This window comes from Streptomyces sp. NPDC002306 (genome assembly GCF_053593435.1).
The window spans coordinates 48,755-74,607 of record NZ_JBSFCK010000027.1 but is presented as its reverse complement, the minus strand read 5'-3'; the positions used below and the strand labels follow the sequence as shown (position 1 = coordinate 74,607).

The 25,853-nt window shown below is 67.7% G+C and carries 21 protein-coding genes and 3 pseudogenes; 13 read left to right on the top strand and 11 right to left on the bottom strand.

Annotated features, from left to right (window positions below):
• The first annotated feature begins 1,177 nt into the window (after positions 1-1,177).
• Entirely contained in the window at positions 1,178-2,047 is an 870-nt protein-coding gene (locus tag ACWCQK_RS32940; RefSeq protein WP_451161298.1) for a hypothetical protein, read from the top strand.
• A gap of 264 nt (positions 2,048-2,311) precedes the next feature.
• On the opposite strand, the gene ACWCQK_RS32935 is transcribed toward ACWCQK_RS32940, so the two are convergent.
• Complete coding sequence (locus tag ACWCQK_RS32935; RefSeq protein ID WP_451161296.1) at positions 2,312-2,986, bottom strand: SMI1/KNR4 family protein; 675 nt, start codon at positions 2,984-2,986, stop codon at positions 2,312-2,314.
• Between the two features lie 266 nt (positions 2,987-3,252).
• Here ACWCQK_RS32935 and ACWCQK_RS32930 point away from each other — a divergent pair, with 266 nt between their 5' ends.
• Positions 3,253-3,804, top strand: a complete 552-nt coding sequence (locus ACWCQK_RS32930) for a GNAT family N-acetyltransferase (RefSeq protein ID WP_451161294.1) — start codon at positions 3,253-3,255, stop codon at positions 3,802-3,804.
• Between the two features lie 128 nt (positions 3,805-3,932).
• On the top strand, positions 3,933-4,226 hold the full coding sequence (locus ACWCQK_RS32925) for a hypothetical protein (RefSeq protein ID WP_451161292.1): 294 nt from the start codon (positions 3,933-3,935) through the stop codon (positions 4,224-4,226).
• Between the two features lie 569 nt (positions 4,227-4,795).
• Here the strand turns inward: ACWCQK_RS32925 and ACWCQK_RS32920 are convergent.
• Positions 4,796-5,182 (bottom strand): GntR family transcriptional regulator, encoded by a 387-nt coding sequence (locus ACWCQK_RS32920; RefSeq protein WP_451161290.1) that lies wholly within the window; start codon positions 5,180-5,182, stop codon positions 4,796-4,798.
• Positions 5,179-5,967, bottom strand: coding sequence for a hypothetical protein (locus ACWCQK_RS32915; protein ID WP_451161289.1), 789 nt, complete (start codon positions 5,965-5,967; stop codon positions 5,179-5,181). Before ACWCQK_RS32915 ends, ACWCQK_RS32920 begins: the two co-directional genes overlap by 4 nt.
• A 629-nt stretch (positions 5,968-6,596) precedes the next feature.
• On the opposite strand from ACWCQK_RS32915, the gene ACWCQK_RS32910 reads away from it, so the two are divergent.
• Positions 6,597-7,115, top strand: coding sequence for a hypothetical protein (locus ACWCQK_RS32910; RefSeq protein ID WP_451161287.1), 519 nt, complete (start codon positions 6,597-6,599; stop codon positions 7,113-7,115).
• 83 nt (positions 7,116-7,198) lie between these two features.
• On the opposite strand, the gene yczE is transcribed toward ACWCQK_RS32910, so the two are convergent.
• Positions 7,199-7,846, bottom strand: a complete 648-nt coding sequence (gene yczE, locus ACWCQK_RS32905) for a membrane protein YczE (RefSeq protein ID WP_451161306.1) — start codon at positions 7,844-7,846, stop codon at positions 7,199-7,201.
• 130 nt (positions 7,847-7,976) lie between these two features.
• Here yczE and yczR point away from each other — a divergent pair, with 130 nt between their 5' ends.
• Positions 7,977-9,368 (top strand): MocR-like transcription factor YczR, encoded by a 1,392-nt coding sequence (gene yczR, locus ACWCQK_RS32900; protein WP_451161285.1) that lies wholly within the window; start codon positions 7,977-7,979, stop codon positions 9,366-9,368.
• A 1,050-nt stretch (positions 9,369-10,418) separates the two neighbouring features.
• On the opposite strand, the gene ACWCQK_RS32895 is transcribed toward yczR, so the two are convergent.
• Positions 10,419-10,928 (bottom strand): DinB family protein, encoded by a 510-nt coding sequence (locus ACWCQK_RS32895; RefSeq protein WP_451161283.1) that lies wholly within the window; start codon positions 10,926-10,928, stop codon positions 10,419-10,421.
• Between the two features lie 468 nt (positions 10,929-11,396).
• Between ACWCQK_RS32895 and ACWCQK_RS32890 the strand changes: the two genes are divergently transcribed.
• The 4 genes from ACWCQK_RS32890 to ACWCQK_RS32875 all read left to right on the top strand — a co-directional run bounded on the left by ACWCQK_RS32890 (position 11,397) and on the right by ACWCQK_RS32875 (position 14,569).
• Positions 11,397-12,578 carry a N(5)-(carboxyethyl)ornithine synthase gene (locus ACWCQK_RS32890; protein WP_451161281.1) on the top strand — a complete coding sequence of 394 codons (1,182 nt, stop codon included), beginning with the start codon at positions 11,397-11,399 and terminating at the stop codon, positions 12,576-12,578.
• 298 nt (positions 12,579-12,876) lie between these two features.
• The gene (locus tag ACWCQK_RS32885) at positions 12,877-13,380 is read left to right on the top strand and encodes a hypothetical protein (RefSeq protein WP_451161279.1); all 504 of its coding nucleotides are present in this window, start codon (positions 12,877-12,879) and stop codon (positions 13,378-13,380) included.
• Between the two features lie 170 nt (positions 13,381-13,550).
• Complete coding sequence (locus ACWCQK_RS32880; protein ID WP_451161277.1) at positions 13,551-13,883, top strand: hypothetical protein; 333 nt, start codon at positions 13,551-13,553, stop codon at positions 13,881-13,883.
• Positions 13,884-14,107: 224 nt separating this feature from the next.
• Entirely contained in the window at positions 14,108-14,569 is a 462-nt protein-coding gene (locus tag ACWCQK_RS32875; protein WP_451161275.1) for a DUF4279 domain-containing protein, read from the top strand.
• Positions 14,570-14,593: 24 nt separating this feature from the next.
• Here ACWCQK_RS32875 and ACWCQK_RS32870 read toward each other — a convergent pair.
• Positions 14,594-14,749: pseudogene (locus ACWCQK_RS32870) on the bottom strand (IS630 family transposase); the annotation flags it as partial.
• A 68-nt stretch (positions 14,750-14,817) separates the two neighbouring features.
• Here ACWCQK_RS32870 and ACWCQK_RS32865 point away from each other — a divergent pair.
• Entirely contained in the window at positions 14,818-14,982 is a 165-nt protein-coding gene (locus tag ACWCQK_RS32865) for a hypothetical protein (protein ID WP_451161273.1), read from the top strand.
• A 304-nt stretch (positions 14,983-15,286) separates the two neighbouring features.
• Positions 15,287-15,502 (top strand): hypothetical protein, encoded by a 216-nt coding sequence (locus ACWCQK_RS32860; RefSeq protein WP_451161271.1) that lies wholly within the window; start codon positions 15,287-15,289, stop codon positions 15,500-15,502.
• A 37-nt stretch (positions 15,503-15,539) separates the two neighbouring features.
• Here ACWCQK_RS32860 and ACWCQK_RS32855 read toward each other — a convergent pair whose 3' ends face one another.
• Positions 15,540-15,821 carry a hypothetical protein gene (locus tag ACWCQK_RS32855; protein ID WP_451161304.1) on the bottom strand — a complete coding sequence of 94 codons (282 nt, stop codon included), beginning with the start codon at positions 15,819-15,821 and terminating at the stop codon, positions 15,540-15,542.
• A 58-nt stretch (positions 15,822-15,879) separates the two neighbouring features.
• Between ACWCQK_RS32855 and ACWCQK_RS32850 the strand changes: the two are divergent.
• Positions 15,880-16,653: pseudogene (locus ACWCQK_RS32850) on the top strand (ATP-binding protein).
• Positions 16,654-17,101: 448 nt separating this feature from the next.
• On the opposite strand, the gene ACWCQK_RS32845 reads toward ACWCQK_RS32850, so the two are convergent.
• Positions 17,102-17,530, bottom strand: coding sequence for a hypothetical protein (locus ACWCQK_RS32845; protein ID WP_451161308.1), 429 nt, complete (start codon positions 17,528-17,530; stop codon positions 17,102-17,104).
• Positions 17,531-17,608: 78 nt separating this feature from the next.
• Between ACWCQK_RS32845 and ACWCQK_RS32840 the strand changes: the two are divergent.
• Positions 17,609-18,374: pseudogene (locus ACWCQK_RS32840) on the top strand (IS5 family transposase).
• 559 nt (positions 18,375-18,933) lie between these two features.
• Here ACWCQK_RS32840 and ACWCQK_RS32835 read toward each other — a convergent pair.
• The 3 genes from ACWCQK_RS32835 to ACWCQK_RS32825 all read right to left on the bottom strand — a co-directional run bounded on the left by ACWCQK_RS32835 (position 18,934) and on the right by ACWCQK_RS32825 (position 25,773).
• The gene (locus tag ACWCQK_RS32835; RefSeq protein ID WP_451161269.1) at positions 18,934-20,412 is read right to left on the bottom strand and encodes an FGGY-family carbohydrate kinase; all 1,479 of its coding nucleotides are present in this window, start codon (positions 20,410-20,412) and stop codon (positions 18,934-18,936) included.
• Between the two features lie 540 nt (positions 20,413-20,952).
• Positions 20,953-23,937 (bottom strand): FG-GAP-like repeat-containing protein, encoded by a 2,985-nt coding sequence (locus ACWCQK_RS32830; RefSeq protein ID WP_451161267.1) that lies wholly within the window; start codon positions 23,935-23,937, stop codon positions 20,953-20,955.
• A 492-nt stretch (positions 23,938-24,429) separates the two neighbouring features.
• Entirely contained in the window at positions 24,430-25,773 is a 1,344-nt protein-coding gene (locus ACWCQK_RS32825) for a protein kinase domain-containing protein (protein ID WP_451161265.1), read from the bottom strand.
• Positions 25,774-25,853 lie beyond the last annotated feature (80 nt).

The following is a 25,853-nucleotide window of genomic DNA, read 5'->3' as shown; positions in this document are numbered from 1 at the left end:
GGGTGGTTTTTCCCCCTGAGCTCCTGGTCCGAGCACTGCACGTACTCCAAGAAGACCTGCTGGAAAGACTTCTGCCCGCCAGACGGCTCCGCAGCGAGCCCCGCGTCGTCAAGCGCAAGATGTCCAACTACTGGCTCAAGCGGGCTGAGCATTACACCTGGCCCCAACCCACCCACGCCGGCACCCAAGCCATCCGCATCAAACGGCCCCGACCACCCGACCCAGACCCGTAAAGCAACGGCATTGGATTTAGATGTCGTTGAAACGCGGATTACCCGAGCCCGTCTCAAGAGCTCTCCTGCCTCGAAGGCGGGATGTAGGAAATCGCATACCTCAGAGGCATCCTCCTTCGTTGCCGTCCCCGCCCCCGTGCCTACCGTCCAATGCCAGCCAGGGCCCTGGACCTTGTTGCCACTGCCCTCGCCACGCTGTGCCGCCACGGTGCCGACCGGCCGGTACCAAGTTCGGGCGGAGCCTGACCGTCGACGAGGCGGAGATCGACGCCCTGTGCGCCATGGCCGCCCGTTGCAACACCAACGAAGCCGCTTGCACCGCACCTCGTGATCAGCACGCGCCCAACAGAAGGACCTGCCCGCCGTCCACCGCTGTGGGCCGCCACCTACATCGAGGTGTCGTCCGCTGTCCCATCCGTGCGCCCGTCACCGCCCGGCCGGCCGTCGACGAGGACATCTGCGCGGCCACGGTCGGTTGCTCAGCGCTGTGCGCCGAGCCCACCGTCATCCTGGGGCCTGGACGTGATCGCTGGCGTCCCGCTCGCACATCAGGCGGCGCCGGGTACGGCGACGGCCGCGTACTGCGCCGACCTCTCCGGTGGGCCACGGAACCCTCACACGCTGCAGAGAGTGTGCTCGAACGTCATGTCACCATCGAGGAGTTCAAGGGCGCGGTCTGCCAGAGGGCACTTGCTCAACGGCCTCGCGGAGCGCTAACTGGCGTGCTCCTGAAGATCACTGCCGACGGGTCGCCCAGCCGCCTCGGTGCCTTCAAAAGGCCCTCACAAGCCTCGGGCGTTCAAGAACCCCGTCCACCGTTATCTGGCCAGGCGGTAGGCCGGTGACCTGCACCGAGCGACCTCGGAGCGCCCCGTGGCCCAGGCATAAACCCACAGGGCCCCGCGCCTCGTGCGGCAGCGCCGCACGGCATTAGGATCGCGCGCATGCCGAGAGACGAGACGAGCGCGGGAAACGGGGGCGGGACCGCCGCGGCATGGAGCGCGAAGGTGGTGAACCACCAGCGCACGGTGGGGGAAGAGCCTTTCGAACCGGCCTGGCTTGCGAAGGATCCGCTGGCGCGTCGGGACGGGCTGAGCATTGTCGGTGCCGTCGGCTCGGTCAGTTGCGTCGACTCCACGGGACGAACGCTTTGGACGCACCGCTGCAGCGGCCGGCCCAACGCCGCCCATGTGTCCGGCGACCGCGTGCTCGTCACCACGGACTCGCTGGAGTACACGCCCTGGGGCCACCTCGGCCCCGCGCTGCTCCTCGACCTCGCGGACGGGCGGCTCGTCGCCGAGTTGCGCGGGCAGAGTGCCGCGGCGCGCGGCGGCGGTCGTTTCGTGCTCGGCCTTGAGGGCTACGACGTTTTCGACACCTGGGAGTACGACCGGGACGGCGCCCAGACCGACGCCTGGCGCTCTTACGGCCACTACGTGGTCGGTACCGGTCTGCGCGTCGTCGAGGCCGTCCGTCAACTGCCGAGCGGGGGGCGCGTCGTCCGGTTGCTGCCCGGCGGTGTCGTGGAACGCGGCCCGCGCCTGGCCGATCCACTGCCGCCCGAGCCGCTGGTCCTGGGCGACGGTACGATTTTGGTCCTCGACGGCAGAACGGTCCGCGCCGTGGGCCGCGGGCTCGACAGCACGGTCCTCGCCGAACTTACCGAGGCGCCTGCGGACTTGCGCGGGCCGACAAGGCGGAAATTGCGGTGGGACGGTCACCGGGTCACGGCGATTGTCTCCGTGCCGCACCCCGACGAGCCCAGCGTTTACACGGTGGATACCTGGACACTCACCCTCAGCCACCGCACCTGAACCCGGCAACACCCACGAGTGGCGATCGAGCTGCGACCGACAGCACGGTCGGCCACCGTGACGTCTCAGGTAGGCAACCGGCGCCGCCCCGTATCTCGATGTGAACTGCCTCAAGAAACGAGCTCGCTCAGCGGTGCCGCTCCAGGGTGAGGACGGCGGCGGCGACCGACGACATTCGATCGGCAGGAGCGTGCAGCTCGAAGACCACTCAACCGGTGGCAGGCGTAGAAGTCGTGTTCGTCCAGGTCGAGGGCAGATGCCTTGCTATTGGTCCAAGCCACAGGCAGCCTCGGCGGTCGTGAGCCACCCGAGATACCAACCTGCGAAATCCAGCAAAGAGCCGCTGGCGTCATGAACCGGATGCAGATCCTCGCCATCGGAGCGCGGATCACGCCATATTCGACCGCGCTCCGATCCCGTGACAACCAGCCAGACCGTCAGCCCGCAGCCCTCATCACACAGGCAAAGCGCGCCCGCCGTGAAGCGCGGGTCGTACTGCACATCTCCCAGACGCTCTTCCCACACCTCAAGGGCCGCTTCGAGATCGGCGAGGTCGTCGAAGTCCTCCATGAACGGCTGCGCGGCCAGGATCTTTACTGCTGCCTCCGGATCCGCCCCGCCCGGAAACAACTCGGCGACCATGCCCGGGTCGAGCTCCTCTGGGGCATCTCCAATCCAGCGCCAGCCGCCGGAGTCCACGCGTCGCACCGGAAAAACGCCGTAAGCCGGGCCTGCCCCGCCGGCTCCGACGTGCAGGAGGAACGAGCGGTAGTCGTCGGGCAGCTCCACACCCAGCCAGGCCTCGAGATCGGCTACCTCGGTCGGCGTCAGAGGTGCATCGAGCGTGAAGCCGTGCGCCATGGACCCGAACACCTTGTCGCTGCTGGACATTGTGGTCAGAGCCAGAACGCGCTCGCGTACCCCGGTCCAGTCGGTCATAGCGCTCGATGATATCGGCTGTCCTCCACTGCCCGTGGTCAGGCCTGGCGCGCACCAGCAGCTCGTCGCCCGCAGAAGTGTCCGAGCAGCCGACCGAGGACGTACATGGGCCTTGTCGAGGCCACACGCCCGTCGCCGCTCCGCAGACGTTGTGGAACCTGATGGCCGGCTCCTACACGAATCCCGGCCCGACCCGCGGCTGTACACGTGTGTGCCGCAGGCCAAAATCGGGTGGCTTCGCCGCACTCCCCAGGTACGTTCGGACAATGCCCGAGCTGAAGCAGCTGCATGCCGACCATGCCTCGGCGGTCCTGGCTTTCGAGCTGGCGAACCGCGCCTACTTCGCTGCCTCGATCTCCGACCGCGGCGATGCCTTCTTCGAGCAGTTCACCGCCCGGTACCACGCTTTGCTGGCTGAGCAGGAAGCCGGCAGCTGCGCCCTGTACGTGCTCGTCGCAGAGGACGGCTCGGTACTCGGCAGGTTCAACCTGGTGGGCATCGAGAACCACACCGCGGAACTCGGCTACCGGATCGCGCAGCACGTCGCCGGTCGCGGCGTGGCGACCGCGACCGTCCAGGAACTGTGCCGGTTGGCGGCCGTCCAGCACAGGTTGCGTACCCTGCGGGCGGCCACGGCTCATCAGAACGCCGCGTCGCAGAAGGTGCTGATCAAAGCCGAGTTCGTCCCGGTCGGGCCGGCCGACCCCGCCCACCTCGGTGGCAAGCCAGGCACCTGGTATCAGCGCGAGCTGATGCTCCGACCGGATAGTGGGATTTTGCCGGGGAACCGACTGCAGGAAGGTCGCGGCCACCGCTGACCACCGCTGTGTTGAAGACCAACTTCCGGTAGGAGATACCCGGGGCAGTACGATTCCGAGAAGGCATGGGAGTCCACTACTCAGTCAAACAAGAACGACTGCTGGAAGACGGCGGGGGAGGAGCTGCAATGACCGGCTCCGCGGGATTCGCCCTGTGGCTCGACATCTACGTGGGTGCCTTTCGTGACCCGGCTGCCCTCAAGAACACCGCGTGCCCGGACTGCGGCGTACGCGCCCTGAGAATGATCTTCGTTGTCCGCTCGTACGACGAGGCCGACGGGACGGCCGTGTTCTGGTGCGATTCGTGTCACCGGGGACTTCAGCCGCTGCGCGGGCCCGTCGCCGAGGGCGGTGAGTGCAGGATCAGGGGCACCGAGGCCGTCCCCAACTACTCCTTCGTGCTCGACGACGGTCTGGGCTGACGCTCGCCCTCCGATCGCCGAATCCACTTGGTCGGCCTGCCTCTTCAAGCCGTGCCCCACCCCGTCCGCCTGCTCCGTGGGTCTTGGCGAACCGGCGTCGGCCGGCTGGGGGGCGGCCCCCTTGCTCCCGGAGGCACGATCGCCGTACGGACAGTCGTACCTGCACCGCTGATGCTCCGCCGTTGCCAGCGATGCGGTGCACTGGTGGATCCGGTCCGTCAGGCCGGTTCGGACTGCCACCACTGACGCTCGATCCGCCCGTCTGGTGCGTCCCTGCCGGTGGCGAGGAACGATCCGTGGACTTGCTTGCTGCCGGGCTGGGCACTCGACCCAGGCCACCCCACCAGGGTCTACGGCAGGCAGCGGACTGTCTGAAGGAGTGACGGAAGGCGACGGCCTGCTCCAGAGCACTGCCTGCCAGGAGGATCTTGGCGTCCTGCCGGGTGCCCTGTACTCCAGTGATAGTCGGCACCGTCCCACTCCCGGCTGCCACGCCCCCCTTCAGCGGTGGCGGCCATGGCTTCAGCCCTCCGGCTCTGCCAGGAGGCAGCAAACGGGGCAACTAGTTTTCAGGGGTGGTCGGGGCCCAGGGCGTCGCGGACGGCGGCCATGATCGTCTCGGTGTCGGCGCCCAGTGCACGGGCAGAAGACGTGAAATCGCGTGCGAGGGTGGCGAGGTGGGAAGCGTAGGGGCGGGTTGGGCCGGTTGGACGTGCTGCGACCCGGGAGCCCGCTCCGCGGCGGGTGCGGATCAGCTCGGCGCTCTCCAGCTCGCGGTAGGCGCGGGCCACGGTGCCGGGCGCGAGGCCGAGGTCCGTGGCCAGCTGGCGCACGGTCGGCAGCCGGTCGCCCTCGGTCAGTCGGCCGGTGACGATCAGCGCGCTGAGTTGCGCGCGGATCTGCGCGTACGGTGGCACCTGGCTGGTGGTGTCGACGCGGATGGCGGGCTCATTCATCGGAGGGTGAACCCCTTTGCCGCATCGTCGTCGACGGCCCGGGGGGCCACCACGGTGATCAGGGACCAGGCGAGGGTGAACAGGTTCAGCAGGGCCAGAGGGTAGAACACCCAGAAGGTGAGCGCGCCCAACACGCCGGCGCAGCCCGTCTCGGTGAGCGAGACGGACATCATCAGCACGGCGTACAGCTGCTGACTCGACACCAGCAGGCCCCAGGCCCCGGTGACGGCCCACGCACGGTCGCGACGCTGCTGTTCTCCGCCCGGTCCGTCGGCGATGCGGCGCAGGGCCCACAGACAGGTCGGGGTGGCTATGGCGAGGGCGCCGAACGTCGGGAGACTGTAGTACGTGCCTGGCCAGGGCCCCAGGGATGCCCGCATCCCGTTGCAGGTGACGGCGATGACCTTGCCCGTACTGAAGATGCGGTGGGGGTCGACGGTCGCCGTGGCGGCCGTGATGGCCAGGAGCACGGCGAGCGAAAGGCCCTGAAGGGCGATCAGGGGGCCCATGTGGGGCGGTACATGGTCTCTGACCAGGCGCGGGGCGAGACTCGCGGTGCGTACCGAGTCCTGGGGGAGCAAGGTCAGCGCATCGGCGAGAAGGACGCCTGCCACCGCGCACAGGCCGAAGGCCGTGATGCAGAGCACGACGCGTTGCTCGAACTCGACGTGCCCCAGCGTGGACAGCGCCTGTGCGACCACGATGCCGATGGCCAGGCCGGACCAGCGGGCGTAGTAGTTGGCGTGATCGAGGAAGCAGCGCTGGAACGGGGCGGAGTCGAGCATAGGGAGGTCCCCTCAGATCATCTTGTACCAAGCGGCAAGCACAAGATGCCCTAGTCGGAATCTTGTGTCAAACAGCCGATACAAGTCGATGCAGGGGGAGGAGAACTCCGGCGCGGAACAGTCTTCCGAACTCGCGACATGGTCTCGCCGGCGTGCGTCAGCCGGCTGGGGTGTTGTCGAACAGGCTGCTGCCGGTGCCGAGGTCGTTCAGGCGACGGTGGAGTCAGGCCGGGATGAAGCTCGGCCACCAGGGCGGGACGTTGCCTGGGCATAACGGGGGGACTCGACGGCCCTGCTCCCAAATTCATCCCCCCGTCGCGTCGTAGGCGCGGAGAGTATCAACGCTGTGAAGCGGCTCACCGGGGCACCGGGCCGCCCCAACACCGGACAGTCGTTCTCAGACTCTTGAAGCCGCCGCCAGATGTGGCTGCAGGCCAAGGATACGAAGCCGGCGTGGAGTTCGCTGCGGCGCTCGAGGTGGTGGGGCACGATGAAAGCCGGCTCGACAACACGGCGGAGCTTGCTCATGCCCTGAGCCGACGTCCGCGGTGTCTTCTCCAACTCGCCTGCTGTGGCGTCACTTCGGCTGTCGGGCCCCACCATGTGGGGGAAGCAGTGACGGGGGAGTCATGACGCAGGTCAGTCGGCAGGGCGACGAGATCATTGACGTGGGTCGCGGGCGTGTCTACCGACCTCAGGGAATGAAGAGGATCCGTAAAGGCATCGGATACGCGCTGGTTCTGACAGTCGGCTTGCTGTTCGTCACGGTCGGCGTCGTGTTCAGCTTGGACAACGTGGCTGCACGACTGCATTTCGACGACGCCGAACAGGTTCCAGCTGTAGTGGTCGAAGCTGACAAGCCGCAGTTGAAGCAGAGCCCCGAATTCATCAGCGTCGCTCTCGCCGATGGTCACAAGGGGCGGGTGTCAATCGACAACGTCGCCCAGGCCCCGGACGGTCTGTCGCCAGGCGATCATGTCACCGTGCTCTACGACGCGGCGCGACCCGGACATGCGCTGCTGCCGGGCCAGCTCAGGTGGGAAGCGCTGATGTTTCCCGGCGGGCTGTTCCTGGCTTTCGGACTTGTCCCCACCGTCGTCTATGGGCTGGCGATCATTCGAGTGGTCGTCACGCGCTTGCGAGGCTGACGCCACGGCGTCCCGTCTCGCTTGCTGGGGAGCTGGCCGCGACGTGTGCCATGCATCGCGTTGGCTCCTGTGAGGGGCGAAGGTCATCGCTTGTGTCGTTCGTCTACGGCGGGGGTGGCGGTGGGGAGGCGCACCGCTACGCGTGGCAGGAAGTAGCCGACGAGGGGCCCCATGCACAGGGCGATGAGTACGGTTCCGACCCCGACAGTTCCCCCCAGCAGCCAGCCTGCGCCGGCGACGGTGATTTCGATGCCGGTGCGCACCACCGCGATGGGCAGGCGGGTGAGCCGGACGAGTCCGGTCATGATGCCGTCGCGGGGGCCCGCTCCGAACTGTGCACCGAGGTAGAGCGCGTCGAAGAAGGCCAGTGCGAGGAGGCCGAGTGCGAGGTATCCGATCTCGGCGAGTGTTCCCCGGGGGTGGGGGAGCACGGTGGCGGTGGCATCCGCGGCGAAGCCGACGATGGCGACGTTGAGGAGCGTGCCGAGGCCGGGCAGCTCGCGCAGGGGAATCCATGCGATCAGCACGAACACGGAGATCAGGTTTGTGGTCCAGCCGAACGAGAGGCCGAGACTCTGGGCGGCGCCCTCCGTGAGCACGTTCCAGCTGGCTGCTCCGAGCCCCGTCTCGACGAGCATCATGACGGCGGCCCCGTACCCGACCAGGCCGACCAGGAGCTGGGGGATTCGGCGCGCCGTTCGGCCCGCGCGAATTTGTGCAAAAGCGTTCATACGGGTCATGTGGACCTGGTCGTGGCGAGCCGGCATGGCGGCAGGTGCAGCGGGGGCTGGAGGTGTCATGAGGGAAGCCTGCGAGGCATCTGGACCTGAGTTCCATAGCCAGATTGGTTAGGCTGGCTGGGTGAAAGTTTCCTCGCACGCCGTGGCACGCATGGTCGGGATCTGGGAGGAAGGGCCTGGGCCGGCACACCAGCGCCTCTCCGACAGGCTGCGGCTGCTGGTCCTGGACGGACGTCTTCCCCTCGGCTCGGCCCTGCCGAGCGAGCGTGATCTGGCCCTCGCTCTGTCCACGAGCAGAACCACGGTCGGCACCGCGTACCGCACTCTGGTCGAGCACGGATACCTCGCCACACGGGCACGCGCCAGGGCGACCGTGCGCCTCCCCGATGACACGCCACCCGAGCGCCAGGCCGGCAGGAACGCCGCGACCATCGACCTGGCCTTCGCCGCGCCTCCCGCGCCTGTCGAAATTCTCCACGCCGCGTTCGCGGCCGCTCTCGAACAGCTACCACGACACTACGAGCGGCACGGCTACGACCGAAACGGCACCGCGGAGCTGCGCGAAGCGGTGGCCCACCGGTACGAACGGCGCGGACTGCCCACGCCGCCCGATCACATCCTGATCACCAACGGCGCGCAGCACGCGCTCGCCCTCCTGACGCGGACACTCCTGTCGCCGCGCGACAGAGTCCTGATCGACCATCCGACCTACCCGCACGCGATCAGCACGTTCACCGAGGCGCGGGCTCGTCTGCTGCCCGTCGCGCTGACGCCCTCGGGCTGGGATGCCGCGCAGCTCGACGCGGCAGGACGCATCGCGAGTCTGGCCTACCTGATCCCTGACTTCCACAATCCGACCGGGCTGTGCATGCCCACGAGCGTCCGCCAAGGCCTCAGGCTCGCGTGTCCCACCGTCATCGACGAAACCATGACCGATCTGGCCCTGGAGAGGGAGAGCCCGGAACCCTTCGCGATCCACATGCCGAGCGCCATCAGCATCGGCTCGGTTTCCAAGAGCATCTGGGGCGGCCTGCGCATCGGCTGGATCCGCGCGACGCCCTCGCTCCTGGAACGCGTCCAACAGACCCGTTACGCCACGGACCTGGGCACCCCTGTCGTCGAGCAGCTCGCCACAGCTGTCCTGCTGAACGAAGACCAGACCCAGCGGCCCGGCACCCTCCAGCAACTGAGGTCGCAACGCGACGCACTGCGCCAGGCACTGGCTGAGCACCTGCCCGGCCTCCACGCCCCGCAACCGGCCGGCGGCGTGACGCTATGGGCCACATTCCCGCAGCCCATCAGTTCACGGCTGGCCGCCATCGCGCCCGACTTCGGGGTGACCATCGCCGCCGGACCACGATTCGGGATCGGAGGCGCCTTCGAACGCAACATCCGACTGCCGTACACGCTCCCTCCGAGTCAGCTGACCCAGGCGATCCGCAGACTCGCGCAGGCGGAACAGGCACTCACCCGCGGCGCTACCGGAGCACACAGCCCCGCACCCGTTGCATGAGCAGTCGACAACATCATGATCCGCAACCCCCGGACGAGTACATCCGATGCGGCTCAGCGGGCGTAGACGATGGGGGACCTGATGACGGGCATACCCGCCCCGACCGATCTCTGCCGCAAGAACGCAGGAGACGGCATCCGCCACCGTGGCAAGTAGCCCAAGGCGGTGAACTCGCCGACAGCGAAAAGGCGTTCAACGCTTTGAACAGAGGCGTCCATGACGTCACAGAACGCGCCGACGGCCTGCTGAAGGCCACTTCCAAGGCTCTGCGCACGGTCGTCTCGCAAACCGCGGCCATCACCCGCATCGACGCGCTGCCCTCGTTCTGCTCCAGCTCGAACACGGCGCCCCCGCCGCGCAGTTCGTCGGCCGCTGATCTGGCAGACGGGGCGCATTCCAGCGCTCTCAGAGAGCCGTGGGCGCTGGCATATACAACACCCCCCGAGACGCTGTTCGGCGGCTCGGGGGGTGCCACGTTGCGGGCAAGGAGAGCGAAGAGGCTGAAATCCAGGGCGCCGAAGCGCCCCTTCCAAGGTGAGAAGGAAGTCCCTTCATGGCCTTGCACCACGATCAACGCTATCAGTTCCTCCGGGAGCAGGCCGCGCAGATTTTCCGGGGTGAGAACCCGGCGATCCGGGTGCCGGTCCGCGGAGGGCTTCCAGGCGGATGTGCGCGGCCGGGCCATATGTGACGGTCTGGCCGTCCCACGGCGTCACCGGCGTGGCGCTCTCGGACATCAGGTCGGTGAGGTACCGGACGGTGAGGCAGCCGCGCTCCACGACGCTGCGCAGCAGCCTCACGTCCGGCTGGGTGGACGAGTTCGCCCTGCTCACGGGGGCACACCTGCACGACGCTGCCGGTCGACCTCGAACGGCGCACAGGGCAGTCTGGGCCGGCAATCGACTGGGGCGTAGCTCCTCTGGAGGGAAGCCGACCTGCCCTGACCTTTGGCCGCCTACCCCTTGCGCCAGCCAGGTCGCGATCTCGTCCACCACTGCCAGCTCGACGTGCTCTGGCCGCGTGTACTCGGCCGGACCGCACTACCGGTAGCTAGCCGCGGCGCGTCGTGCTGTCGAGGATCTGCTCCCGGAGGATGTCCGCGTGCCCGCAGTGCTCGGCCAGTTCGCGCAGCATATGGAGGTAAACCCAACGCAGCGGCAGCGGACCCCGGCGGTTCCCCCGTACGAGCTCGTCCAGCGACAGCTCTGCGACGGCCTGACGGGACGCCGTGCAAGCCTGCTGGTATGCGCGCTGGACGGAGGCGATGGTGTCGCCGTCGTCGAGGTCGAACGACTCGTCCGGCGAGTCGGGAATGCCGATCTCGGTGCGAGATCGGCAGGTGATCGCCTCGTCGAACCAGACCTTCTCGGCAAACGTGGCGTGCTTGACAAGGCCCAGCAACGTGGTCTTGGACGTGACCAATGACCGACGCGCCTGTTCTTCGGTCAACCCATTCAAGCTCTCGTTGAGAGCGGATCGATGCTCATCAAGGAAGGTCTCGAACTGTTCGCGGAGTGCTGCGTGGAAGACGGAGGGATCTGTCGACTGTGGGGTGACCATGAACGCCAACCATAGGCCAATGGGCTCGATCCGGGAGCCCCCAGATGCGTTGAGGCCGCCGGCCGACCGCCACCAACTAGAGCAAGGGCACGGCAGCGACCTCCACGACTGCGACCTCGGCGGCGACAAGTCAAGAACGGACACGCGGTAACCACTCCGGCCAAAGGTCAGGGCTTCCCTCCAGAGGAGCTACACCCAATCGACTTCGTTGTCCCTGCCCTCAGCTCGCGGAAACCGAGTCAGTGCGTTCAGGCCTGCGCAAGCGTCGGGCAACGCCACGCGACAGAGCCGGCCAGTACCGCGAGACCCGACCGCAGCAGAGACCGATGCCGCCACCCGGAAGCGCCCAGGGCCACGCGGAGTCGCCCGGACCCGGCTGCCGCTCGTGCGGCCGTTCCGGATCCGCCTGTCGCCACCGCCTCCCGGCTTGCCCCGGTGTGCTAAACAGAGGGCAACCAAAGGGGCATTTTGCAGCAGCTCACGCTCGGAATCATGTCGCAGACCCGCAAGGAGAACGAGCATCGTCTGCCCGTTCACCCCGCTCATTTCGACCGTATCGACGCCGGCCTCCGCAAGCGCATCTACCTCCAGGAAAACTACGGAGAGTACTTCGGCGTCCCGGACAGCCGACTGGCCCCGCTCGTCGCAGGCTTCCGCACGCGCGAGGAACTCATCGCCGACTGTGATGTCATCCTGCTCGCCAAACCGCTCCACGAAGACCTGGCGGAACTGCGCGAGGGCCAGGTTCTGTGGGGCTGGCCGCACTGTGTCCAGGACGAGAAGGTCACCCAGACCGCCATCGACAGGCGGCTGACCCTGATCGCATTCGAAGCGATGAACCACTGGACCCGCAGTGGTGCCTTCAACCTGCACGTCTTCCACAAGAACAACGAACTGGCCGGGTACTGCTCGGTCCTGCACGCCATGCAACTGGCGGGCGTGACAGGCGACTACGGGCGCCGGCAGCGCGCGGTCGTCATCGGCTTCGGCGCGACCGCCCGCGGCGCAGTGACCGCGCTCAGCGCCCTGGGCGTGCACGACGTCGACGTACTCACCGGACGAGGCGTCACCGCCGTCAGCTCCCCTATCCACTCCGCGCGGATCGTCCGCTTCGACCACGACAAGGTGGACGACACCCTCGACCCGCGACGCAGTGTCGCTCTCACCGAGGCCGGCCCGCTTCCGCTGGCCGAGTTCCTCGCCGGGCACGACATCATCGTCAACTGCGTGCTGCAGGACACCGACGCGCCGCTGATGTTCCTGATAAACGAGGACCTGCCCAAACTTGGCCCCGGCACCCTCGTCATCGACGTGTCCTGCGACAAGGGCATGGGATTCGACTGGGCCCGGCCCACCAGCTTCACCGACCCGATGTTCACCGTCGGCGACCACGTCAGGTACTACGGGGTGGACCACAGCCCCTCCTACCTGTGGAACGCCGCAACCTGGGAGAACAGCGAGGCTCTCCTGCCGTATCTGGATGTCGTGCTCCAGGGTCCCGACGGCTGGGACGCCGACGACACCATCCGGCGCGCCATCGAGATCCGTCGAGGCGTCGTGCAGAACCTCAAGGTGCTCGCCTTCCAGCACCGCACCGCAACGTACCCGCACGGCCGCGAGGAGACCAGCGCCGCTTCGCGGCCCCGGTAGTGCTTCGCAATTCGGTGATCTCGCCTGGTGGCGGGCTTCCTCATGGCGTGAGGCTGTGGCAAATGGGGCGGCGGTGCGATGAGTTGGCGGAATTCGTCGCCGAAGTCTTCGGGCCGGTGCCGCGGCGGGATCAGTGGCGGCGGAGAGAGTGGTGGGGGCCTGATGCTGGACGGCCGGGGTCAAGCTGATCCAGCCGATGGGCGCTCAGAGATCGTGTTCCTCCTCGCGCGTGGTGGGAGATCAGTCCCGGGCATGACCCGGGCTGACTTTGTTCAGGGATGTCTGGTTGGATGCGGACATGCGCAACGGCAGTCACGAGGAATCAGGTCTTTCCAAGAGCACCTGGAGCGACGCAGATTTCGAAGACATGGGGTGGCATGACGTCACCATCCACGGGTTGTCCGTCCAGCCGACCGACGAGATCCTGCCGCGCCTTCTCCTCGACCTCGACTACATCGTCCGCTGGGTCCACCCGGTCCCGCCCGCAACACACTTTTCGTTCTGGGTCTCTCCGGCGACACTCGCCTTCGATGATGTCTTCGACCTTGAGGGCGACCTCGACTTCAAGGGCTTGGCCCCGGACTTGGAGGTCGACAGGGTGCACAGGCTGGTGACGGACGATGTCCGCCCGAACTTTGCACACTGTCCGTTGTGGCACATCGAAGGCCATGCGTTCGAATTGAAGTTCCGGGCCTCCGGCTTCCATCAGTACTTCCGGCAGACTCCGAGGCTCGTATCCCGGCAGGCATTGACCTATGCCGAACGTGGGGGTTGCGCATTCACCGAACTGGGCTTCAGCTGACTTCTGATAGTTTCAGAATGAGGTCGCGGGGCGGCGGAGGTGTATGAGGCGCCGCCGGCTGAGGCGAGGACCTATCGGGTCTGCCCCATGCAGTTCTGTCTCGTGGTCCGACCCGCGACGGCCAGGCAGCCGTACAGGCTTGCCCGGCCAGCCTACGCACCGGGCATAGTGTGCTCTTGGATCGATTCGTGGGTCAGGGCCGCCTCGAATGGTGGGCCAATCACTCGATTTGCCTTGAGATGTACTACATCGACGTCACCGTCGCTGTCGACGCGGTCGGCCAGTGGCGGGCAACCGGTCGGCATGCCAACACCCTTGACACGACCCAACGCGAGGGCTGGGACTTCCTCATGGAGATGGATCCCCACTTCTCCATTGCGTTTCCCGGTGAGGACCGCGGAGAGATCATGGTGCGAGTCGTCGAGGCAGGGGATGGAACCCTCACGCTCACGGAAGCACCGGACTGGGACGGCTCCGTGAACGTCACCTTCGACCTCACCTGAGTGCAGCTCGCAAGGACAGGAAACCGACTCCGCTACCCTGCCACCGACTCCGGCGTGTCACCCCTTACTGATCTTTCAGAATAAAGTTCGGAGGCGGCGAAGGCATATGAGGCTGCCGGCCACTGAACCTGAACTCGTGATGTCGGTTGCGTCGGCTTCCACCGGCGTCTGAGACCTGCGGAAATGGGTTCGCGTCCCGTCGGCTGTCCTGCGATCGTGAGGACGTGCCAGAGGACCTGAGTATGCAGCCGGCCGCGCCGGTCACGATGTGGTCGGCTGGGTCGATCCGGATCACGAGCCGCACGGTCACTGTCGGCGAGATCTCGGGTCGCCTGGGGATCCCGGCCGACCAGCAGTTCGAGCGGGACAGCCTGATGAGTCCCCGCAACCCGACCAGTGCTCGACGGGAGACCAGTGTCTGGCTCAGGCGAAGCGGACTTCCTGATGGCTCCGACCTCATGGACCATGTGCGGGTGCTGGTCGCACTCGTTGACGGGCATCGCGAGGAGTTGGCGAGCCTGTCGGCCGACTGCGATCTGGAGCTGCGTCTGGGCTTCGGCAGCGAGAATGGTCAGGGAGGCTGTGTCCTGCCTGCTCCTCTGCTCTCCGAGGTCGGTGCGCTCGGGTTGGACATCGTGCTCGACCTCTATCCGCCCGAACCAACCACGACCGACGCGTCCGCATGAAGATCGGCGGGCCATCTCGGGCGCTCAGGCGAGCGTGAGCCCGGTTCCGGTGAGGCAGCCGTCAACGAGGTCCGGGAGATACTGGATCTTCTTGAGCCGACGCTTCACAGACCGGGTGTTCTGACTGAGGTCGGCTGCGGCGAGGTTGCCAACGTCGCGCTTGACCAGCGACCAGACACCCGAACCTGCTGGCCGCCTACGACACCTTCGCCGAGCTCGCCGATGCCTGCCTGACCTGGTGCGATGCGGTGAAGTCCCGCCGTCACCGGGTGTCCGGGCAGATACCCGCCGACCGCCTCGACATCGAACGCACCACCCTGCACATTCTGCCCATCGAGCCGCTCGCGCTCGCGCTGGGCGAGGAGAGACTGGTCGGCTCGGACCGCACCATCAGCTTCAACTCGGTGCGCTAGTCGACCCCGCTAGGCCATACCGGCGCCAAGGTGTGGTGCCGGGTGGTCGGCGAGGAACTGTTCATCACCGCCCGCACCAACTTCGGTGACCTGTCGGAGATCTGGCGCCACAAGCTCTCCACCCCGGGTGTTCCGCAGATCATCGACGCGCACTACCCCGACCATCCTGACGGCCGCAGCATCCACCAGCCCAGACTCCAGCCCCGCTCGGAAGCGGAGATCGCGTTCATGGGCATCGGCCCCCGGGGCCGGACGTTCGCTCAAGGAAGCCGGACCCGCCGGCACTACTCGCATCCGCGCCAAGATGGCCCGCGCGGTCGCGCTCGCCACCGTCCTGGGCAACCACAAAATCGACCAGGCCCTGGGACTTGCGGCCACCGCCGGGCGCTTCGCCGACGAGGACCTGCTCTCGATCCTGGGACACATCGCGGACAGCAAGCCCGTCGGCGAGGTCGTCCGCGCGGACGAGGCCCATTCCGTCCAGAACGGAACCATCGGATGGCAGGCCCTGGGCCAGTAGGCAACGACTGCAAGGAAGTTGACGCACGACTCTGCGGTCAGTCGCCGACAAACCACAGATAGCGGTGTGACCCTTGCTCGACTACCTGGCACAACTCGCGGGCCTGCCCGACCCAGTCACCGCCGCAAGCGGCGGGGAGCCGGTCGAGTTCCGCCAGCAGCAGCGACACCTGCCGATGGTTGAAGACCGCATCCCCATAGGGAATCAGGCCCCAGAGCATCGGGAACAGCCCCGGAGTCAGATCACCGAAAGCGGAAGTCCACGTCACCCCGCCCTCGGCCCGGGCTATGACGTCGCCGCTGTCATCGCGCACCTGCATATCGATCACCCGTCGAGCCTATCGGCGCCAACCCTGACCGACGAAGGAATTGACGACCATGACGTTTCCCCAGGCCCCGGCCCTGCCCGAGGAGCTCGACAAGCTCATGCGCCGCATGTGCCTGCCTCATATGCGCAAAGCGGCCCCGGACGTCCTGGCCACCGCCCGAGCCCAACGCCGGTACCCCGCCGAGGTGTTGTAGCTGCTGATAGCCGAGGAGGTCACCGGCCGCGACGCCGCCACCCGGCGTCTTCGTCGCCACTCGGCGAACTTCCCCACCGGCAAGACCCTGGGATCCTGGCGGGCCGAGGACTCCACCATCCCCGAACCCACCCAGAACTCCCTGATCACCCTGGAGTGGATCGGCCGCGCCGACAATCTGGTGATCGCCGGCCCGTCGGGGACGGGCAAGAGCCACTCCACCAAGGGTCTGGCCCAGACCGCGATCGAGAACGACATGCGGGTGTCCTGGTTCACCCTGGAGACGCTGAGCGCCGCGATCGGCAAATCGAAGGTCGACGGGTCCACCGCACGGACCGTCGCCCGGATCTGCCGCGCGGACCTCATCGTCATCGACGACATCGGCCTGCTGCCCGTCGGGGAAGACGCCGCCAAGGCGTTCTACCGGATCATCGACGCAGCCTACGAGCGCCGGTCGATCGCGGTGACCAGCAACATTCACCCTTCGGGCTTCGACACGATCATGCCGAAGACTCTCGCGGGCGCGAGCACCGACCGCCTCATGCATCACGCTCACCTCGTGACCACCACCGGTGATTCGCATCGCCTCGCCGAGGCCCTCGCCGGGAAGGGAGTGGTCCCCTTGGCCTGACCCTCACCCCGGGAACACCACTGGCTACACGCCTGGCTTTCTGATGGCCATCAGCCTGGGCCTCCAACGGCCACCCACCCGGGTATCTCAATGACCGTTGACATCTCGGTATCGAAGCGGCAGGTGACTTCCCGGCCTGCATCGTGAAGGCCAGCGGTAGCACCGGCCAACATCGCCGCAGCACGAATGAGAGCTGCCACGGAGGCACGCTCCTCGACCAGGCTGTCTGAAAAGTTCGATGACACGTAGCGCGCCCGCGGCTTCGTCATCGACCACGTCCAGCCTGACGATCAAGTCGCGCACGTCAACTTCTAGAGTCCGCCATCACTATCTCACTTCCTCAGGAGGTGAACGATGACAGGGAGATACGGGACCATGCCCTCAACGGGTCCCTGCCCCGTACTGATCCTTCACGCCTCTCCCGACGCCCGGGCACGCGGCCACTACATCAGTCTGTGAGCGACCGCTTCGTCGCCTGGCGATCGGGCCGCTCATCTCTGGCATCATCCTGGAGTTCGCGAGGATCCACCTGATCATCAAGGAGGTCGGGATGGTCGACAACGTGTAGACGCTGATCGTTCTCTACACCACCATGAATCTGCCGGTTGCCGTGTGGATGATGCGTTCGTTTCTCGCCGAGGTGCCGCAGGCGATCCTGGATTCGGCTGAGGTGGACGGCGCGGGACTGCCCACCGTGCTGCTGCGTATCGTCGGGCCGGTGGCCGTGCCGGGGGATCGCCTTCACCTCGCTGATCTGCTTCATCTTCAGCTGGAACAGGTTTCTGTTCGCCATCAATCTCTGCGCCACCCAGGCTTCCACCACACCACCCCTTGCCAGGGACTCGCAGCGTGCGGGCCGAAACTGCTGGATGCGCATGCCGTCAGACTCGGCCGTCCCCCGAATGTCCGGCAGTCTGATCTCTCAGGCTGCCGAGACAGCCGACGCTACTCAGCTTTGCCTCGACGGGTGGTGCCGCCAACTGAGGTGGTACGTCCGCAGGGCGGTGGTCGGCGGCGAGCGGGTGACGGTGAGGTCCTGACCGCGATCGTGTTCGTGGCTACGTCGGGCTGTACGTGGCGGCAGTTGCCGCCTGTAGTTGGTCCCTGCTGGCAGACGGTCTACCGGCGTTTCGCCCAGCGGAGCGGGGACCGGGTGCGGGCTCGGCTGCACCGCGTGGTGCTCGATGAACTCGGTGCCCGCGGTGAGCTGGACTGGTCTCGCTGCGCCATCGACTCGGTCAGTGCCAGGGCGACAAGAGGGGGATCTTGACGGGATCGAATCCGACCGGCCGCAGCAAGTTGGGATCAAAGATCCACCTGGTCACCGACCGGAACGGGCTGCCGATGTCGATGGGCATCTCAGGCGTCAACCTCCACGACAGCCAGGGCCCGCAGCCGCTGGCATGCGGCACCTTGCCCATCCGGTCTCGCAGAGGACCACGGCGCAGAAGGCCCGACAAGCTCCACGGAGACAAGGGCTACGGCTACGACCGCCTGAGGCGATAGCTCCGCGGACGCGGGATCACGCCCCGCATCACCCGCAAAGGCGTTGAATCCTCTGAGCGATCGGGCCGGCACCGTTGGGTCGTTGAGCGGACGGTGTCCTGGCCTAGCCAGGATGCCGCCGCCTGCATCGCCGGTACGAACGCAAGCCTGAGCACTTCCTCGCCCTTGCCGGCATTGCGGCAATGCTCATCTGCTACCGGCGACTGGACACCTGAAGCCCGGCGGAGGCTCAACCATCTCCATCCCCTTCATCCATCCGCGCCCCACACGAGCCGCAGACCGTGCCGTCGTCAGGCATCGGGCCATGGCACCTCGAACAGTGGAAAGCCGGCGGCCCGGAGGGAGGAACGGTCGGCGGGGGGCCGGTCGGCCAGGCCCAACGAGTCCGCCGAGCCGCCTTGAAGATTCGCATCGACCCATACTGTGCCCGAACAGCGACGGGCACCATCAGAAGCGACTTCTTGATGCGGGCCGTGCGGACACCAGGGCTGTTGCGACGTTCGCCGACCAGCTGATCGCCGGCCCGGTGAGCAGGAGACGCCGGCGTTCGTCACGGTCAGAGCGTGGCCCCAGCGGGACCTGACCGAGGGCGCCTCCGACCATCAACGCTGTGCGTGGCAGAGCGCTCCACGGCGTTCCCGTGACTCATGCGCCAGCTGCGGGAACGGCGCCCGGTACATGCCGGTCGGCGGCGGGGAACCCCCGCGGACGCGGTCGTCGCTGCGAGAGACGCCGGGACTGCGGACGCACGCGTGGGCAGGAGGGCGCCGCCTTTCACCGTGTGTCGGCGAGATCGTGGACGATGTCCCTCGTGGCGGGGTAGAGCGCGGTGTACGACGCGTACAGGCGGTCGTACACCGCACGGGTAGGGGCCTGGGGCCGCACGGTCGTCTCGGTCACGGCCCAGTCCGTGTCCGGCGGTACGTGTCCGAGCCCGACCGCGCAGAGCAGGGCGTCGCCGTAGCAGGCTCCGATGGTCTGCGCCGGCACGTGTTGTTCCCGGCCGGTGACGTCGCTGACGATCTGGGTCCACAGTCCGCCCTTCGTGCCGCCCCCGACCGCGACGATGCGCCGGATCGGGTCGTCGGGGTCTTCCAGGAAGTCGAGGATCTGGCGGACGCCGAACGCGATGCCCTCGTAGGCGGCCCGGAACAGGTGGCCGCGCGTGTGCCGCAGGGTGAGGCCCGCCACCACGCCTCTGGCGTGGGGGTCGAAGATCGGGGTCCGCTCGCCGGCGAAGTAGGGGAGCATCAGCAGGCCGTCCGAACCGGCGGGCACGGCCTCGGCCTCGGCGACCAGCGTGTCGAAGGGCGCTCCTCCGGTGACCTCCTGGAGCCACTGTGTCAGGGATCCCGAGGTGGACATGCCTGCCGCGATGGTGCGCCGGCCGGGTTCCACTCCTGCCGTCGTCCACAGTTTGGGGTGTGCCCGGTAGTTGCCCAGGACCTGGACGAAGAACAGGGTGGAGCCGTACATGAGCATGAGGTCGCCGGGATGCCGTACGCCGGCGGAATGGGCCTCGGCCCAGGCGTCGACGGTACCGGCGGAGACAGGTGTGCCGACGGGGATCTTGGTGGCTTCCGACGCCGTGGCGGTCACCGTTCCCACGACCTCGTGGGGGTGGACGAGTCGGGGCGTCTCCAGGTGGCCCGCGATGTCCGGGAGCCAGTCCTGCGCCCACGACCCGGCATGGATGTCGTACAGCGGGTCGCACTGGCTGGCCGTGTGGTGGTCGAGTACGTAGGCCCCGGTGAGCTTGGCGGCCAGATAGGAGTGGGAGTTGTACCACCTCCTTCCGCGCGCCCATTCCTGTGGCTCGTTGCGCTGCATCCACAGCATCTTCGGGCCCACGGCCTGGGTGCTGAGAGCTTTGCCGCAGCGTTCGAAGACGGTGTCGGCGCCGAGCCGCTCGGTGAGGTCGTGGATCTCCTGCTCGGCCCGGCCGTCGATGCCGTAGAGGATGGCCGGCCGCACAGGCTCCACGTCGCCGTCGCAGACCAGAAGGCAGGGGCCGACGCCGCTGACGCAGAGTCCGGCGAGGGTGTGGGGGCCGATCCGGTCCATCAGTTCACGGGCCACCGCGCTGAGGTCGTCCCACCAGACGGCGGCGGCGTCCACTTCGGCCCAGGACGGTCTGGGCAGCGACATGGAGTGATGACGTACGGCCGTCGCCACCACGGATCCGTCCAGCGTGGTGAGTACGCCCTTGGTGCTGGCGGTGCCGGTGTCGATGCCCAGCACGAGTTCGCTCATGGCGAGGTGTCCGTTCCGTCGTCGAAGGCGTGGCAGGAATCCTGTGAGGACAGGATGCGGGCACAGACCGGCGGGCGCTCGAAACGCAGGACGAAGCCGTTCGCGTCTTTTCGAGTCGTCGCCGCCGGTGGTGAACTGACGGAGTGTTCGGTCGGTTCGCGCGTACGCCGTAGCGGTGACGACCTGGTCCTGTGCCGATATCCCAGCCGCAGACCCCGTCGGCGAGCGGGAGACGCCCGACGCCGTGGACCTATGCCCAGGGCTATGCTCCGGCGTTCATCACCGCGTGGGCGAGCGCGGCCCCGGCTCGGCACGGGTCCTGAGTGTCGTGCCGCTGGCTGAGCTGCCGAGTCCGTAGCGTCTGCTCGACATCAGCCCTGCAGCTGTCGCGCGCTGGGCTGCCGGGATCCGATGCGGTCCCCGGACCTTCGCGGCTTCGCCCAGGACCGTCTGGGCCTGGGCGAAGGCGATGTGCGTGCCGCCCAGCCGTCATGCCCCCGGCGATTTCCTCGCCGGGGGCGCAACAGGCCCCGCGACGAGTCAGAAGAGCCCCTTGTAGCCGGCCCAGCCGTTCGCGATCTTCGTACGGGAGCCGAAGGTGCCCTTGCCGGTGCCGTTCTGCCGGTAGAGGTTGCCCGCGGTGTCCCGGGCGAGGATGTCGGCCTTGCCGTCGCCGGTGATGTCCCCGACGCCGACGACCGTGTTGTACGTGCCGCCCCAGATGCCGGCGATCTTCACCCGGGACGTGAAGGTTCCCTTGCCGCTGCCGTAGGCGCGGTAGAGGTTGTTGGCCTTGTCCTGGAGGAGGAGGTCGCCGATGCCGTCACCATTGAGGTCTCCGGCGCCGACGATCTTCTTGTAACCCTTCCAGTTGTCGTAGAGCTTCACGCGGGACGACAGCTTGCCGGTGCTGGTGCCCTTGTAGAGGTAGACGGCACCCGTGGAGGGGTTGCGGGCGATCAGGTCGGGGCGCCCATCCTTGGTCACGTCACCGGGTGCGGTCAGGACGTCGTATTGGGTCCAGCCGCTGCTCGCAAGCGTGGTGTACGGCGTCGACGGCTTCAGTGCCGCCCCGCAGGCCGGCTTGTACAGGCGCAGTGCGCCGCTGCTCAGCCGGATCAGGACGTCGTTGCAGCGGTCGCCGCTGAGGTCGCCGATCGGCACCGCTCTGACCGAGGTCGGCCAGCCGCTCGCCGAGACCTTCCCGGAGAGTTTCCCGGACCCGTCCCCTTGATGGAAGGTGAGGGATCCTGAGGAGTTCAGCGTCAGGAGGTCGCCGACACCGTCGGGCAGCGACGAGCCGCCGACGTGGTCCCGCCACACTGCCGTGCCACCCGTCAGCCGGACCGTGCCGGACTGGACCAACGCCGCGCCCTGCCCGTCGGCCGGCACAGCCGTCAGCGTCCAGGTGTACGAGCCGTTGGCGAGCAGTTCGCCCGTCGTGCCACGGCCGTCCCACGCTGCCGCGATCGAGTATGCGGCGGGTCCGCCCGCGCGCGTGGCAACCACACGGCCCGTGGCGCGTTGGCGTATCTCCACCTTCCAGGAAGCCGCCGATTCGGACAGCCACCATTCGCCGCGCCAGGAGAGCGGCGTCGCGTCCGTCTCCACCCGTGTGGCGACGCTCCGGTAGGGAGAGACCAGCGCCGCCTCGGGGCGCCCGGTGTTCAGGACGTGGACGGCCTGGTCCAGCGTGGAGTACGCGAGATCACCGTCGCGGGGGTCGAGCGCCACGAGCCCCGCGACGTCGGTCCTCCACCGCTGGACGGCCGTCCCGGTCTGGAGGCCGTAGACACCCAGCCCCCCATGGTCGTCCCGGACGGCGACGGCACCGCCGCCGAGGTAGGCCTGCCCGGTGGCGGTAAGCGGGATGCTCTTCTTGGACTGGAGGTCGTACACGCCTGCCGTGTACGGGGCATCGCTGACGTAGCACTTCCAGTACAGCCATCGGCCGACGGCCTGCAGATCGACCATGGAGGTGCACTTGGTGCTCACGGCGAAGGATGTCAGCGAGGCCCCGGTGCGCGCGTCCTTGGCGGTGACCGTGCCGCCCGGGGCCGAGGTCCACACGGTGGTCCCCCAGAGGGCAGCCGTCTGGTACGGCTCCTTGCGCAGGACCTTGCCGGAGTTGATGTCGACGACCCGGAGTTCGCGGCCGCCGCCGGCAGGGATTCCGTCGACCAGCACCAGGTTCTCGGATGCCCCCAGGATCCTCGTGTGGGCCTCGGCATCGTCGAAGGAATCCTGGAGTCCCGTCTCGATCGGGCTGCCGGGAAACGCCTCGCCCCTGCCGACGACGAACAGCTTGGGCTGCCAGGCACCGTTCACGCTCACTGCCCCGCGGTACACGGTCCGGCCGTCCCCGGTGGGATACAACTCGGGGCACAGACCATTGCCGACGCTGCATTGGTTGTACGGGATCGGCAGGCTGCCGCCCGGCACACGCTCGCCGTATCCGGGCGCGGCCTCGGCGAGCGGGCGCCGGTACGCGGAGGTGACTCGATCGCCGTACTCCAGAGTCGTAACGGTGCCGTGATCGAGCGTAAGTCGCTGGAGCTGCATCGGGACCGGCAGGATACGGAGCACACGCGTCGCGTACGGCACGGCGTCCGCTCCGGCGGTGATGTCCTGCCAGCCGTAGTCCTGCGCGGACTGGCCGCCGACGAGTTGAAGGCCGCCGTCCGGCCGCACAGCGATCCGGTCCGCCACGGCACGCGCGAGAAGTGTGCGCTCGCCGGAACCGTCGAAGGGAACGGCCACGACCTTCCAGATGGACGCCCCGTACTCCTTCTTGCCGAGCGAGGAGTCGTAGCGGCCCACGATCAACGAGTCGCCGACGACGCCGAGCACCTTGGCGTCCTTGAGGTCGACCTGAACCTCACGCTGGGGGGTGTCGAACCGGCCCTGCTCATAGATCCGCACGCCGCCGGCGCGAGGGGTGACCACCTGGAGCGCGGTCACCACGGAACTTCCGTACACCGTGCCGGAGGGCAGAAACGTGGCTTCCGCGGTACGGAGATCTACCCAGGCGTACTGTACGAATTCTTCCCCGGGGACGTTCAGAAGTGGGATGAACCCGTGGATGCCGGCCCGTCCGATACCGATGCCGTGGGCCCCCTCCGGCAGGCCTGTGACCCGACGGTCCACCGTGGTCCCGTTCTCATTGTTCAGCAGATGAAGCTCGGTCCACTGGCCGCCGGCGCCTCCGCCCAGGGTCAACACGGTGGTCCCGATCGTTCTGCTGTACTTCTGCCCCTGAGGGATGGTGACAGTGGTGGTCTCGTCGGTGACCATGTTCCGCAGCAGTACATCGCCCGTGCCCCCGTCGGGCCGCAGCGCCACGACGTCCGATGCCGCGCCGTAGTACTCCACGGGGTCGTACAGCCCAGTGCCCTCGAGCTTTCGGGTCGAACCGTCCGTGCCGGTCCACTCCAGTCCGAAGGGGGCGTTCCTGCTGAGGGCAGTGTGCAGGAACCCGGAAGGCCCGACGCTCACCACAGAGCCGGAGCCGGGTGCGACGCGCATGGTCGGGGCGATCGTGGTCTCGCTGAACGTCCCGCCGACCGCGGAAGCGGTCCAGGAGGCCGGACCGGCAGCCAGAGACAGAGATACGACCGCTGTGGCGGCGACAAGACTGAGTCGCGCGGAGCCATGACGAGCCAACGGAACCCTCCCCAGGTATTGAGACGGGACGTGCACCGTTCTCCGGCGCCCCTGACCCCCCGGCCAACACATCCGTCTCGTAAATACGCTGATCCTACAGGCGCTTCACCGACTCCCGGAGGGTGCCCTACGGCCGTCTGCGGCGTCGGTCCCGACAGGGCGGAGCATCGTGCCCCGAGGCGGGACGCGCCATGCTTGACCGCCTCGGCCGAAGAGTCGGCGGCCGTCATGCTTCCAATCGCTGGGCCGAACACTCCGCGACCGTGGCACGGGTCCGCACCACCCCAGCCGGGTGTCGCGGGCGAATTCATCAAGCCGTTCCCTTCGAAGGGAGTGCAGAAGCGTCCCTGCGAATCAGGGCGCACGCGTTCGGCCCTGCGGGGCTGCCGACCTGCGGGCGCGGGCTCCGGCTGTCCGGCCCCGGCCAGGTGAGTGCCGTCGCCGATACACAAGGAGGAACAAGGTGAGGACGAGGGCGACGACTTTCACCCCGACGGAGATGTCCGAGGCCGCAATTGTCGTAGCGAGCGCCCACAGCAGACTCCCTGCGTTGCAGGCCCTCAGCAGCCGCCTGGCGACCAGCCGACTCCGGGTGACGGGCATCGCCGGCTCGGTACGGGACCGGCGTGCCGCCTCCGTCTCCGCCTGGGCAGCCCCGTCCGCCGTCTTCCTTGCCTGACTCGCCGTCGTCACCCTGCTGGGGCCCGTCTGGGCCGGGACACGTGGTGGTTCGGTCGGAGCGGGAGGCGGCAGGAGCGGCGTGGCGGGTCGTGACGGGCCGGGATCGAGCTGCGTCGGCCGGGCGGCTGGGAACGCGGTGGGGGCCGCGGCCATCGCGCTCACCGCGTACCGGACTTCTGTGGCGGTCTGCGGACGGTCGGCCGGATTCTTGGCCAGCAGGGCGAGGATCAACTCGTCCCAGGCCTGCGGCAGTCCCGCGCGCAGCAGGCTCGGTGGAGCGGGAGGTTCGGTGATGTGCTTGTGGAGCACCACGTGCCAGGCGCCTCCCTCGAACGGCAGCCGCCCGGTGACCAGTTCGTAGAGTACGACTCCCAAGGAGTACAGATCGCCTCGCCCGTCGACGTCTGATTCGCCGCGGGCCTGTTCCGGCGGCATGTACGCCGGTGTACCCACGACCGATCCCGTGGCGGTCAGCGTGGTCGATGCTCGGGTGGTTCCGTCGAGGAACCGGGCAATGCCGAAATCGAGCACCTTGACGACCCTGGCGTCGGCGAAGGCCGTGTCGTCCCCGGTGAGCGCGATGTTCGCGGGCTTCATATCCCGGTGCACCACCCCCGCGGCGTGGGCCGTTCCGAGCGCGCGGCACAGCTGATCGGTCCAGCGAGCCACGTCGTCCAGCGGAGGAAGCCAGCCGGCGCTCTTGAGCAGACGGTCCAGCGGGCACCCGTCCAGCAGTTCCATCACCAGGTACGGCACCTCAGGACCATCGCCCATCCGCGCCGTACCGAGTTCATGGACTGTCACGATGTGCGGACTCGACAGCCTCGCGACGGCCCTGGCCTCGCGCACGAACCGGGCAGCGGCCGTCCGGTCCTGGGCGTAGGCGAGTTCGGTGATCAGTTTTACGGCCACGTTGCGGTGCAGGTTCGCGTCGTAGGCGCGCCACACCTCGCCCATGCCGCCGGACCCGATCCGCTCGATCAGGCGATACCGCCCGTCCAGCCGCCGTTCCGACATCGGGTCCCCCTTGTGATGGCCGGTTCCAGGTCCGGCGGCGTGCGTAGCGTCCCTGGTGGGAGCGGTATGGCCCATGGAGC